This window comes from Pseudomonas sp. HMWF021, assembly GCF_003061005.1.
Taxonomy (GTDB): domain Bacteria; phylum Pseudomonadota; class Gammaproteobacteria; order Pseudomonadales; family Pseudomonadaceae; genus Aquipseudomonas.
In genome coordinates this window covers 1-12,409 of record NZ_QAIK01000084.1, presented here as the reverse complement: position 1 = coordinate 12,409, position 12,409 = coordinate 1, and the positions used below count along the sequence as shown (strand labels likewise).

Sequence of the window (12,409 nt, the reverse complement as noted above, 5' to 3'; positions counted from 1 at the left end):
TTTTCGGCGGTGCGCGTAAGCCGATTTTCACCAGCAGCAGCGCTGACAATCACCTGGTCACGTTTGCCGAAGTGATGGCGATGTATTTGCTGGTGTGGTCGCCGGTTGCCTGGGCGCTGATCAATCCTGCCGTTCCGTCACTGACGCCTGAACGCTTGAAGCGCTACACCCTGGAGCAGACCCGCATCGATGGCTTCAAGGCCGGTTTGGGCAACGTCGCCCGAGCCTTGGCGCACCTGCCAAGCCTGATGATTTTCGATGACCACGACATCACCGATGACTGGAATCTTTCCGCGCAATGGGAGGAAACGGCCTACGGTCATGCGTTCTCCAAACGCATCATCGGTAACGCGCTGATCGCCTATATGTTGTGCCAGGGCTGGGGCAACAATCCGGACGCGTTCAAGGGTCTGCTGGAGAACACTCGACGCCTGAGCGCCAGCGGTGATGATCGCTATCTCGACAGCCCGGTGCAGGACGCGCTGATCGATGACTTGCTGCGTTTTCAGCATTGGCATTTCGTGCTGCCGAGCAGCCCGGCACTGGTGGTGCTCGACACCCGCACCCGTCGCTGGCGCAGCGAGATGGCGCTCAAGCAACCCTCTGGTTTGCTGGACTGGGAAGCGCTGAGCGAGCTGCAGCAGGACCTGCTCGATCATCCGTCGGCGATCATCGTTTCCCCCGCGCCGATCTTCGGCGTGAAGTTGATCGAAACCGTGCAGAAGGTTTTCAGCTGGTGCGGTTATCCACTGCTGGTCGACGCGGAAAACTGGATGGCCCATCGCGGTGCCGCGCAGGTGATCCTGAACATTTTCCGACACACCCGAACACCTGGTAACTACGTGGTGCTGTCCGGCGATGTGCATTATTCCTTCGTCTACGAAGTGCTTATCCGACACCGCAAGGCCGGGCCACGGATCTGGCAGATCACCAGCAGCGGGATCAAGAACGAGTTCCCGAAAACCCTGCTGGAGTGGTTCGACCGACTCAACCGCTGGCTCTACTCGCCACGCTCGCCGTTGAACTGGTTTACCAAACGCCGGCGCATGCGCATCGTGCCCTATACCCCGGAGCATGCCGAAACGGGTGAGCGTCTGTGGAATTCAGCCGGGATCGGGCAAGTGTTTTTCAATGCGCAGGGACAGCCGAGCGAGATCATTCAGCACAATTCGAACGGGGCGCTGAAGACGCGGATGCTGGCGCCGGAGTTGGGGGATTACCCTGATTGATACGGCCTCCTTTGCCCACAGTGAGATTGCAATGACGACACCTTCGCGATTACTTATCACCCGCGACAGCGTACATGCCGGCGATGATTGCGAGGCTCCCCATGCGCGCTGGATCAACCTGCAAGAGAATGAAACCCTAGAGGCTGCCCTGCGCCTACTACTCCCCAATGGTTATCTGCCAAGCATTGCTGGTGGATGTGCGACATGGATCGTACACGGGCCTCAGGCCCTGGCTGTAGTCGCCCAGCAATGGCGGGAGCCGCGTTTTCTGGTCGATGCACGGTCGACACTGGTCAATTTGGAAGAGTTAAGGTTTGTATATTGGTGCCAGGTAGATCCAGAGCTTGTTTTCGACTGCCTGCTAACAGGCACCGAACTTCCTGACAGATACAGCGGATTTAAGACGTCAAAGTAGTCGGAAAGGGATTACAGTTTTTAAGGAAACATCTCTGGAATCGCTGATTCATACTCTGCTTCCCTTACACAGGAAGCAGAGCCATGCGAAAAAGAAAGCCGGACCCTTTAAAAATCGATACAACGACTTACCTTTTAAGCTCGCCGGCAAATGCTGGAAGGCTGCTGAAATCCATCGCAGAAATGCACAAAGGAATTCGCGCAAATTCGGACGCCTCTTCGTTCGATATCGTGCCCCTCAGTCAGGTGAAACCGCCAGAGCAACACCCCTGACAATCATCCCCACCTCCCGCTCATCAATCGTCAGCGGCGGCAGCAGCCGTATCGTCTTGCCGCGAGTCACGTTGATCAGCAATCCGTGATCCCGCGCCGCAATCAGCGTCAGATCGCGGATCGGCTGCTTCAACTCGATACCGATCATCAAGCCCTGCCCACGGATCGCCAGCACGTTAGGGTTGTCTGCCAGTTCAGCGCGCAGGCGGGTCAACAGGCGTTCACCCTGCACCCGGACATTTTCCAGCAAGCCCTGTTCTTCGATGATGTCCAGCACCGTGCAACCAACCCGGCAGGCCAGCGGATTACCGCCAAACGTACTGCCATGGCTGCCGGGGGTGAACAGGTCCGCCGCCCTGCCCCGTGCCAGGCAAGCACCGATCGGCACGCCGTTGCCGAGGCCCTTGGCCAGGGTCATGACGTCCGGCACGATGCCTTCATGCTGGAACGCGAACCACCGGCCGGTGCGGCCGATGCCGGTCTGAATTTCGTCGAGCATCAGCAGCCAGGCGTGCCGTTTGCACCATTCGCGCAGGGCTTTGAGGTAGCCGGGCGGCGCCAGTTGCACGCCGCTTTCGCCTTGGATCGGCTCGACCAGAATCGCCACGATGCGCTCGCCATGTTTTTGCTGCAGCTGATCCAGCGCTACCAGATCGCCGAAAGGCACTTTGACGAAATCCCCCGGCAGATCATTGAAGCCCAGACGCACCGCCGGCCCATCGCTGGCCGATAAAGTCCCCAAGGTGCGGCCATGAAATGCGTTGGCCATGACCACCACCAGCGGCTGTTCGATACCTTTGCGCCAGCCGTATAACCGCGCCAGCTTAAGTGCAGTTTCATTGGCCTCGGCACCGGAGTTGTTGAAGAAGGCCCGGTCCATTCCCGACAACTGCGTGAGTTTCTGCGCCAGCTGTTGCTGCCAGTCGATGCTGTACAGGTTGGAGGTATGCAGCAGCATTGCGGCCTGCTCGCAGATGGCGGCGACGATGCGCGGATGCGAGTGCCCGACGTTGGTCACCGCAACCCCGGCGACGGCATCCAGATATTCACGACCGGCCTGATCCCACAGGCGAGTGCCCAAGCCTCTGATAAAACTCAGGGCCAGCGATTGGTAGGTGTTCATCAGGGCGGCGGTCATGACTTCAAACTCCAGCGAAGGTCGGTGTGCTGGCAGTATGGTTAGCCACCGAAACTGGATAAACTCGGCAAAACTTCATTCATTTAAAAGCCGAGCTTGATAATGGACCTGTTGCAGGCGATGAGCGTGTACGTGAAAGTCGTGGAAGCCGGAAGCATGACGGCCGCCGCGTTGCAGTGCGAAATGTCCACAACCATGGTCGGAAATCACCTGCGCGCACTGGAACAACGGCTCGGTGTACAACTGTTGCAGCGCACCACCCGCCGCCAGCGGCTGACCGAGTTTGGCAGTGTTTACTACCAGCGCTGTCTGGATGTTTTGGGCTTGGTGGCCGACTCCGAACGTCTAGCCGAGCAGGCCCTCGACGAGCCGCGCGGCCTGCTGCGCATCACCGCGCCGCTGACCTTCGGTGTCGAACGCCTGGCCCCGGCGCTCAGTGAATTTTCCCTGCAATACCCGCAGGTGAAAATGGATGTGGTGCTGACCAACCGCCGCCCGGATCTACTGGAAAGCGGTCTCGACGTGGCATTCAGACTGGGGCATTTCGAGCAGTCGAACCTGATCGCCCGGCCGCTGATCGACTACACCCTGACCGTGTGCGCCTCACCCGCCTACGTCGCCCGACGCGGCATGCCGATCACCCCGCAAGACTTGCAACAACACGACTGCCTGTCGTTCGCCTACCCCGCTGGCGATGACTGGCAATCGGTGGAAAAACGCTGGCGCCTCAGTGGCCCGGACGGCGAGATTCTGGTGGATGTCAGCGGCCCGATGCTGATGAACACCTCCGCCGGCCTGCATCAGGCAGCGCGCACCGGGATGGGCATCGTCATGCTGCCGGACGCGCTGGTGGAACAGGACCTGCGCGACGGCAAACTGGTGACGGTGATCCCCGATTACCAGCCACCGAGCCGCCCTTTGCATCTGTTGTATGCCCCGGATCGTTATCGTTTGCCCAAGCTACGGCGCTTCGTCGAATTCGCGATGAAAACCTGGGGTAGATCCTGACTCGGTTGCTATCGACTAGGCTCCGATGATTGCCGACAAGGATGCTGCCAAGTGATGAAAAACGACCTTACCGTACGCGATCTGTTGCCCGACGAAGTGGAGCCAGTGCGACTGTTTCTCGACCAAAATGGCTGGGGACACCGAACAGGCTCAAGCGAATATTTCGCCCAACTCATCGAAAACTCGCAACGCACTGCCGTCGCACTGAACGGCGAACAGATCGTCGGTTTTGCCCGAAGCATCACCGATGGTTTATCCAACGGTTATCTGTCGATGGTCGTGGTTGATGGCCAGCATCGGCGCGCCGGTGTCGGGCGCGCACTGGTCGAGCATGTCATGGGTGACAACCCCGAGATCACTTGGGTACTGCGCGCCGGGCGCGAAGGTGCGGAGGCATTTTTTGCCAGTTTGGGGTTTGAAACATCGGTGATTGCCATGGAACGACCAAGGCTCAAGAAACACGTCTGAATCAACCCCCGCTTTTCACCAACACCGGATTCTCCTGATAACGCTGCGCGAACAACTGCTTCAACTGCGCGACTTTGGGCATGTCGTTGATCACGATGTACGGATAGCTCGGGTGCTCGGTCAGGAAATCCTGGTGATAGTCCTCCGCCGGGTAGAAGCCGTTGTAGGTTTCCAGCTTCGTGACGATCGGTTTTTTGTAGGCATGCGCCGCGTCCAGCTGGGCGATGTAGGCCTGGGCCACCCGTTGTTGATCGGCGTTGACCGGGAACAGTGCTGAACGATATTGCGTGCCGCTGTCCGGCCCCTGGCGGTTGAGTTCGGTCGGGTTGTGGGCCACCGAGAAGTAGATCTGCAGCAGGCTGCCGTAGCTGACTTGCGTCGGATCGAAGGTGACTTGCACGGACTCGGCATGACCGGTGTCGCCGTCGCTGACCCGCTCATATTGCGCCGTGTTCGCCGCACCGCCGGCATAACCGGAGACAGCTTTCTGCACGCCTTTGACGTGCTGGAAAACCCCCTGTACGCCCCAGAAACAACCACCGGCGAACACCGCGGTTTCACTGTGGGCCTGAGTGGTTTCGTCGAGAGTCGGTGGCGGGATGACCACCGCGTCCTCGGCACCGAAGGAGAACGCCGGGCACTGACCGATCACACCCGCCATGGCAACGCCGAGCAACCCACGGCGCCAGTTGTTTTGCGTTTTCATGCTATGCACTCCCGATCAGCCGAAGGTAAAGGCGTAGGCCGATACGCCCGGGTCAAGAAATTCGATGGTGAAGGTGCGGTCCTTCACCTCGTCGGTTTGCCGCACCAGTTGATACAGGCGCTGCTCGGTCACGCGGCCGCTACCGTCCGGGGCGACGTCCACGCCGTGCGCCTTACCCGGCGCCTGACCGTCAATCGAGACTTTGAAACGCACCGGTTTGCCATCCGCGCCGGGGCCCAGCACCAGATGCAGGTCGCGGGCATGGAAGCGATAGACGATACGGCTGGCCGGCGCGCTGGCGGTGGCGCGCTCGGCACCGACGGCCCACTGGCCGCCGAGGCTCCAGTCGTTCAGGGTCAGGCTGGCGGGTGGGTTATAGGTCGCGACCTTGTCAGGAACCAGGCTGGTTTCCGGTACGAAATGTTCCGCACGCTGGTAGCCGACATAGGTTTCCGGCGATAGCACCTGATTCATGTCCGGAGCCAGTTGCACGCCTTGGGCGTCGGCGTTGATCAGGCCGTCAGCCACGGTTTTCGCCCCGGCTTCACGCAACAACTGCTGGATCACGCGCTCCGATTCGGCGTAGTCCCCTTCGCCAAAATGGTGGTAACGAATCCGCCCCTGCGCGTCGGCAAAATAATGCGCCGGCCAGTATTCGTTGTTGAAAGCGCGCCAGATCTTGTAGTCGTTATCGATGGCCACCGGGTAGTTGATGCCCAGTTCCTTCATGGCTTTGGTAACGTTGCCTACATCACGTTCGAAGGCGAATTCCGGGGCGTGCACGCCGATCACCACCAGGCCCTGATCGCGGTACTTTTCGGCCCAGGCTTTGACGTATGGCAAGGTGCGCAGGCAGTTGATGCAGGAGTAGGTCCAGAAATCCACCAGCACCACTTTGCCCTTCAATGCCTGGGCGTCCAGCGGTGGCGAGTTGAGCCATTGCACAGCGCCAGTGAGCGGCGGCAACTGACCTTCGACCGGCAGTGTTCCCAGCGCCTTGTCGGCAACTTTCATCGCCCCGCCGGCCGCAGGAATCTGCGCCATCATCGTGCCGTTTCCAGCGGGAGATTTGCCGGAGAGTTGGCCCACCAGTGCCTGTTCAATCCCGCCCGTGGACGCCGTCGACAACCGCGCCAGCAACCCGGTGTCGAGGCCCAGGGCAATCGCTGCGACGCCGGCGAGCATCGCTGCCCCCAGGCCGCGGCGGATCCACTCACCGGTGCCGATCGAGCGCTTCATCAACGCAAACACCTTACCGCCCAGCAGCAACGCCGCCGCCAATGAAGTCGCGGCGCCCGCCGCGTAGGCGAGCAACAACAGCGTGGTGGCGATGCTCGCCCCTTGCAGCGCGGCGCCGGTCAGAATCAAACCAAGAATGGGCCCGGCGCACGGTGCCCAGAGCAGGCCCGTGGCAACGCCGATCAGAAACGAAGCGCCGGGACGCGGACGATTGTCCTGGCCGGCGGCTTCGGACAGCCGACTGCCGGCCGACACCAGCGGCCGCGTCAGGCGCTCGGCCAGACGCGGCAACAGCAGCGTCAATCCGAACAGTGCTACGAACAGCAACGCGAGCCAGCGCCCGTACTGATTGACTTGCACCACCCAGCCGCCGCCCACCGCTGCCAGCGTGGCGACGAGGGCGAAGGTCAGCGCCATCCCGGCCAAAAGCGGCAAGCCACTCTTGATAAACGGCTGCCCGGTGCGAGCGAAGACAAAAGGCAGAACAGGCAGGATGCACGGACTGACGATCGTCAGCACACCGCCCAGATAAGCGAGAACCAAGAGCCACATGGTGTCGTCCTGTAGAAAGTGAAAATCGAAAAATAGCCATGGCTCATGCCGCCACGGGTTTGAACGTCATCGCCAGGCCATTCATGCAATAGCGCAGGCCGGTAGGTTTCGGGCCGTCTTCGAAGACATGCCCCAGATGCCCGCCGCACCTCCGGCAGTGCACTTCATTGCGCGACATGCCGAAGGAGCGATCCTGACGGGTAGCCACCGCGTGTTCCAGCGGTGCCCAGAAACTCGGCCAGCCGGTATGGCTGTCGAACTTGGTCGCCGACGCAAACAGCGCCAGGTCGCAGCCCGCGCAGGCGAATGTGCCGCTGCGATGTTCGTTGTTGAGCGGGCTGGTATAGGCGCGCTCGGTGCCTTCTTCACGCAGGATGGCGTACTGCTCATCAGAGAGTAGCGAGTGCCATTCACTGTCGCTGTGGCTCACCTCGAAAACCTCATCGGCATGGGCCTGATCGATCAGCGCGGTGCCCGGGGACAATTTTGGCAATACACCCGCCACCAGGGCTGCAACCCCCAGCCCGCCGCTTGCTACGAGTATCTGTCGCCGTGAAAACATGGCCGTCTCCTAAAATTCCAGGTGCCTGTCATGGAACACAGCCTAGGCTTGGGTTGATCGCCAAATCCTCACGGGAAGTTAACGAATTCGTGATAACTCGCCCCGAGGAAAACCCGCACAATGCGCTCACTGCGCCGAAGGATTGAGCTTGATGGAATTAACCAGACGCATCCTCGTGGTCGAGGATGACCAACACATCGCTGACCTGATTTGCCTGCACCTGCGCGATGAGCATTACGATGTCGTGCACTGCGCCGACGGCGACGAAGGCTTGCGCCTGTTGCAGCAAGGACAGTGGGATGCATTGATCCTCGACCTGATGTTGCCGGGCGCCGACGGCCTGGAAATCTGCCGCCGCGCCCGGGCGATGGCGCGCTATACGCCGATCATCATCACCAGCGCGCGTTCCAGCGAACTGCACCGCATCCTGGGGCTGGAACTGGGTGCCGACGACTACCTCGCCAAACCCTTCTCGATGCTGGAACTGGTGGCCCGGGTCAAAGCCTTGCTGCGCCGGGTCGACGCCATGGCGCGCAACCTGAAAATGGACGCCGGCAGTCTGAGTCTCGATGGCCTGAACATCGACCCGATCACTCGCGACGTCGCCCTCAATGGCGAGCGCCTGGACCTCACTCCGCGGGAGTTCGACTTGCTGTATTTCTTCGCCCGCCAACCGGGCAAAGTGTTCTCGCGCATGGACCTGCTCAACGCGGTGTGGGGCTACAGCCACGAGGGTTATGAACACACGGTGAACACGCACATCAATCGCCTGCGGGCGAAGATCGAGACCGACCCGGCGCAACCGACCCGCATCCTCACCGTGTGGGGCCGAGGCTATAAATTCGGTACGGAACAACCATGAAACTGACCCTGTCGCAGCGCCTGTCCGTCGTGTTCGCCGTGTTGCTGCTGGTGTGCTGCGGCACCTCGGCATGGCTGCAGGTGCGCTCCAGCAAGATGCATGAGCTGGAAGTGGTGCAAGGCCTGTCGCGGGATCTGGCGCAGCACATCGCTCATGACACGGTGCTGATGGACAGCAACGGCCTGATGCCCGGCGCCGTGCGCGAACTGTTCAGCAAGCTGATGCTGGTCAATCCGAGTGTCGAGGTGTACCTGCTCGATACCGAGGGGCGGATTGTCGGTAATGCCGCCCCCGAAGGCCACTTGCGGCGGGAGAAGGTTGATCTGGTTCCGGTGCAGCGCCTGCTTGCCGATCAGCCGTTGCCGATCCTCGGCGATGACCCGCGCAGCGTCGACGGGCGCAAGGTGTTCAGCGCCGCGCCATTGAAGGTCAATGGCAAACCGGCCGGCTATCTGTACGTGGTGTTGCTCAGTGAAGAACACGATCGTTTCGCCGAACGCGGTGCGACCAGTGCCGCACTCAATACTGCGTTGCTGTCTATTGGATTGGTCGCTCTGCTGTGCCTGATTGCCGGTCTCACGGCATTCAACCTCATCACCCGGCCATTGCGCCGGCTGACCGACACCGTCAGCCGGTTCGACATCGATGGCGCGCCGCAACCACTGCCTGGCCCATCCACTGCTGTGGATAAAAGCGCCGATCCGGATGAAATCGCTGTGCTCGACGCCGCCTTCCGGCAAATGCAAAACCGACTTGGCGAACAGTGGCGCTCGTTGACCCGCCAGGATCAGGAGCGCCGTGAACTGGTGGCGAACATCTCCCACGACCTGCGCACGCCGCTCGCCTCGCTGCACGGCTATCTGGAAACCCTGTCACTCAAGGACGCCACCCTTTCCGCCGAGGACCGCCGACGCTATCTGGGCATCGCTCTGGATCAAAGTCGCAAGGTCGGCGGGTTGGCGCAATCGCTGCTGGAACTGGTGCGCCTGGAGCACGGTTTCGTGCAGCCGGTGCTGGAACGCTTTTCCCTGATCGACTTGCTGCAAGACATCTTCCAGAAATTCGAACTGGCCGCCGAAGCCCGTCACATCGAACTCAAAGCCAGCTTCATGCCAAACCTGCCGACAGTCTGCGCCGACCTTGGTTTGATCGAACGGGTGCTGACCAATCTGGTGGACAACGCCTTGCGCCACACGCCGCGGGGCGGCGAAATTGCATTCGACCTCAAGCCCCGCGATGCGCTGGTCGAAGTCACAGTCAGCGATACCGGCCCCGGCATCGCCCCCGAGTTGCGCGAAGGCCTGTTTCTGCGCCCCTTCAATATCGGCGGGGCACGGCGCGATGGAGGCCTGGGGCTGCGCATCGTCCACCGCATCCTGCAACTGCACGGGCGTGATATTCAGTTGATTGAAGTCACGGGGCGCGGGGCAACTTTTCGCTTCACGCTGCCAACCGATCAGCAAACCGCCGAACAGTGGATGGTGCGCTCGATGAACCTGAACACGCCGGACAAATAATCCGCACCACCGGACTGTTGTTCCGTGACAACGCCGCCCCGCTCCCCTAAATTAACCGGCCTGAAAAAGACCTCGTGCTTTCTCGTCTCAACTCAAGTTAAAAAAAGTAGTGAAATTTCAATGTCCGATTTCAACACCGCTGAATCCGTAGTCACCGAATCGTCCAAAGCGGAATACGAAAACTCCATCAATCTTTCACAACACCTTCCACAAGCAAAAATCATCAGCGAGATGGTGCTGGACGCGTTCCAGTCGACTCGCGAAAGCGACCAGATTCGCGAGCTGCGCGCCGCGATCCGTCAGGCTCACGACAGCTTCGATGACGACAAGGCCTACGAGCTGATGGGCGAGCTCAAGCGCCTCAAGGATGCTGAAGCCGCCGACATCGCCGCCCTCGAAGACCTGAGCAGCAAGTTCTCGATCGGCCGCATCCTGTCCTGCTTCAAGGACGATCCGGCGTTCCAGGAAATCGTCTACGGCCTGGCCCTCAAAGTGCTGAACCAGACCCACCAGGCGATCAGCAACCCGAGCGGCGGCAAAAGCAAAGCGGCACGCGCCAAGAAAGAAGTCGAAATCTTCACCATCAGCAAGGACGGCAACAGCGTGACCCTGCCACTGCGCACGCCGCGCTCGCGCCTGAACGTTGACCGTGAAGCGCTGGAGTTCCTCGGCTTCACCTTCGTCGGTGAAGGCGAAGAAGCCGAGCTGGACGGCGAAACGTTCGTCGACAACGCCGGCACCGAACACGCGATCAACCGCAAGAACATCATCACCGCGCTGCAGCAGCAGACCGCGTTCGATGGCTACAGTATCGCCGCGCAGTAATTACTGCGCAGATAAAAAAGCCCCGCGCTGACGTTCAGGCGGGGCTTTTTGTTGGGCGCAACGTCGGTCAGGTTTCCGGGTGCAGGGCCGCAATCATGTCGACCTCTATCGCGGCGTTCTTCGGTAACTGATACACACCGACCGTGGTGCGGGTGTGCCGCCCGGCATCGCCAAGCACATGGCTGAACACGTCCGAAGCGCCGTTGGCTACCTCACTCAGGTCAACGAAATCCGGAGTGGACTTCACATAGACCGTAACCCGCAACAACGCGCGAACCTTGTCCAGCGAACCGACCGCATCGACCATCAGCGCCAGGCAGCGCATGGCGCTGATGCTCGCAGCAGCCTGGGCATCCTTGAGGGTCAACTCCAGCCCCACCCGACCCGGATACTGAATCTTGCCGTGGGTACGCGGCACCATACCGCTGATGTACAACTCATCGCGATGGCGGATCAGCGGCGCGTAATTGCCGCCGGCAGTGTTCTCGCCATAGATGTCGTAGTTCAGCTCTTGAGCCAGGGCAATGAAGCGTTCATCACAGGTCATCCTCTCAGTCATTTCGCCCAGCCTTTTGATCAGTGCATGAAGAATCGCGGAGTGGAACAGTTGAGCGCCGGGGGAGTGGCATGGCGCTATCACTGAAGACTGGATCCAAATTTAGGTGGTTTGCGGCGATACCGCAACCTGACGTTCTGGACGAAAAACCCCGCGACTCTATCGAATCGCGGGGCTTGATGACCTATATCAACGAACTATCTACACAGCACCCAGGCGCTCAACCATATCAGGGAATTTCTCAACCAAGCGGATCAACAGTGCCGCCTGAGCATTGGGCTTGGACTTCTCCTGCTCCCAATTCCTCAATGTGCTCGGGCTGGTCCTGATTCGCTTTGCAAATACCGCTTGTGACATGTGCAATTTTTCACGCAGTGCAACGATCTCCTGTGCACGAACCTCGGGAACCGGTTTGTCCTCGACGACCGTATTGCGCAGCGTGATTTTACCTTCGCGATGGGCGGCCATCTCTTCAACGCCCTGCATCAATTCCGCAAACAGGTCGCGTTTTTTCATGAGGCACCTCTTTTTCTCAACTCTATCTCAATGGCTTTTTTGAGCGCCTTCTCTTGCTCGGCGGACAGTTTCTCAAGCTCATCTTTGTCATAAATCGCAAACATCCAGAACTGACGATCATTCATAAGCCAATAGTAGATGACCCGCAAGCCACCTCGTCGGCCTTTGCCACGCCGGGCGTCAGACCAACGTAATTTCCGGAAGCCGCCAGTCCGCGGTATCACGTCGCCCGACGCTGGATTGCACTGCAGATAATTCTGCAACTCCCGATACTCATCGTCCGTCAGGTAACGACCCACGCTCGCGGTAAATATTGTGGTTTCAAAAAATACAGTTCGCATGGGCAAACTATAGGCAACTTGCCTATAGAGAGACTATCAACAAATTCGACCTTCGATAAACATCCGATCAACAAAAAACCCCGCACATCTCTCAATGTGCGGGGTTTTTCGTGAAGCCATCCAGCCTTACGGCGCGTACGTCAGCAGCAGCTCGGCCGGCACCTTGAAGTCCAGGGACATCATGACGCTCAGGGCGGTGATGG

The 12,409-nt window shown here is 59.9% G+C and carries 14 protein-coding genes; 7 read left to right on the top strand and 7 right to left on the bottom strand.

Annotated features, from left to right (window positions below; genetic code table 11):
* Both DBR18_RS11235 and DBR18_RS28105 read left to right on the top strand, forming a co-directional pair.
* The coding region (locus DBR18_RS11235) for an alkaline phosphatase D family protein (protein ID WP_256588678.1) at positions 1-1,229 on the top strand (1,229 nt) is incomplete at its 5' end.
* A gap of 31 nt (positions 1,230-1,260) precedes the next feature.
* The gene (locus tag DBR18_RS28105; protein ID WP_146188754.1) at positions 1,261-1,644 is read left to right on the top strand and encodes a hypothetical protein; all 384 of its coding nucleotides are present in this window, start codon (positions 1,261-1,263) and stop codon (positions 1,642-1,644) included.
* A 237-nt stretch (positions 1,645-1,881) separates the two neighbouring features.
* On the opposite strand, the gene DBR18_RS11230 is transcribed toward DBR18_RS28105, so the two are convergent.
* Positions 1,882-3,054 carry an aspartate aminotransferase family protein gene (locus DBR18_RS11230; protein ID WP_108590371.1) on the bottom strand — a complete coding sequence of 391 codons (1,173 nt, stop codon included), beginning with the start codon at positions 3,052-3,054 and terminating at the stop codon, positions 1,882-1,884.
* A 102-nt stretch (positions 3,055-3,156) separates the two neighbouring features.
* Between DBR18_RS11230 and DBR18_RS11225 the strand changes: the two genes are divergently transcribed.
* Positions 3,157-4,062, top strand: coding sequence for a LysR family transcriptional regulator (locus DBR18_RS11225; protein WP_027612153.1), 906 nt, complete (start codon positions 3,157-3,159; stop codon positions 4,060-4,062).
* Between the two features lie 54 nt (positions 4,063-4,116).
* The gene (locus tag DBR18_RS11220; RefSeq protein WP_108590370.1) at positions 4,117-4,530 is read left to right on the top strand and encodes a GNAT family N-acetyltransferase; all 414 of its coding nucleotides are present in this window, start codon (positions 4,117-4,119) and stop codon (positions 4,528-4,530) included.
* A gap of 1 nt (position 4,531) precedes the next feature.
* Here DBR18_RS11220 and msrA read toward each other — a convergent pair whose 3' ends face one another.
* Genes msrA through msrB form a run of 3 tightly spaced genes read right to left on the bottom strand, consistent with a single transcriptional unit; the run spans position 4,532 to position 7,589 of the window.
* Positions 4,532-5,236, bottom strand: coding sequence for a peptide-methionine (S)-S-oxide reductase MsrA (msrA, locus tag DBR18_RS11215; RefSeq protein WP_108590369.1), 705 nt, complete (start codon positions 5,234-5,236; stop codon positions 4,532-4,534).
* A gap of 15 nt (positions 5,237-5,251) precedes the next feature.
* Complete coding sequence (locus tag DBR18_RS11210) at positions 5,252-7,027, bottom strand: cytochrome c biogenesis protein DipZ (RefSeq protein ID WP_108590368.1); 1,776 nt, start codon at positions 7,025-7,027, stop codon at positions 5,252-5,254.
* A 43-nt stretch (positions 7,028-7,070) separates the two neighbouring features.
* Positions 7,071-7,589: a peptide-methionine (R)-S-oxide reductase MsrB gene (gene msrB, locus DBR18_RS11205; protein WP_108590367.1), complete on the bottom strand. Its 519-nt coding sequence runs from the start codon at positions 7,587-7,589 to the stop codon at positions 7,071-7,073.
* 151 nt (positions 7,590-7,740) lie between these two features.
* Here msrB and DBR18_RS11200 point away from each other — a divergent pair, with 151 nt between their 5' ends.
* The 3 genes from DBR18_RS11200 to DBR18_RS11190 all read left to right on the top strand — a co-directional run bounded on the left by DBR18_RS11200 (position 7,741) and on the right by DBR18_RS11190 (position 10,793).
* The gene (locus DBR18_RS11200) at positions 7,741-8,451 is read left to right on the top strand and encodes a response regulator transcription factor (protein WP_108590366.1); all 711 of its coding nucleotides are present in this window, start codon (positions 7,741-7,743) and stop codon (positions 8,449-8,451) included.
* Entirely contained in the window at positions 8,448-9,968 is a 1,521-nt protein-coding gene (locus DBR18_RS11195; protein ID WP_108590365.1) for a HAMP domain-containing sensor histidine kinase, read from the top strand. The genes DBR18_RS11200 and DBR18_RS11195 overlap by 4 nt, the downstream gene beginning before the upstream one ends.
* Positions 9,969-10,088: 120 nt before the next feature.
* A complete protein-coding gene (locus DBR18_RS11190) occupies positions 10,089-10,793 on the top strand; it encodes a hypothetical protein (RefSeq protein ID WP_108590364.1) in 705 nt (234 codons plus the stop codon).
* Positions 10,794-10,860: 67 nt separating this feature from the next.
* Here the strand turns inward: DBR18_RS11190 and DBR18_RS11185 are convergent, their stop codons facing one another.
* The 3 genes from DBR18_RS11185 to DBR18_RS11175 form a co-directional block, all read right to left on the bottom strand.
* Positions 10,861-11,352: a RidA family protein gene (locus DBR18_RS11185; RefSeq protein WP_108590363.1), complete on the bottom strand. Its 492-nt coding sequence runs from the start codon at positions 11,350-11,352 to the stop codon at positions 10,861-10,863.
* A 198-nt stretch (positions 11,353-11,550) separates the two neighbouring features.
* Positions 11,551-11,865 carry a DNA-binding transcriptional regulator gene (locus DBR18_RS11180; RefSeq protein ID WP_108590362.1) on the bottom strand — a complete coding sequence of 105 codons (315 nt, stop codon included), beginning with the start codon at positions 11,863-11,865 and terminating at the stop codon, positions 11,551-11,553.
* Complete coding sequence (locus tag DBR18_RS11175; RefSeq protein WP_108590361.1) at positions 11,862-12,206, bottom strand: toxin; 345 nt, start codon at positions 12,204-12,206, stop codon at positions 11,862-11,864. The genes DBR18_RS11180 and DBR18_RS11175 overlap by 4 nt, the downstream gene beginning before the upstream one ends.
* Positions 12,207-12,409 lie beyond the last annotated feature (203 nt).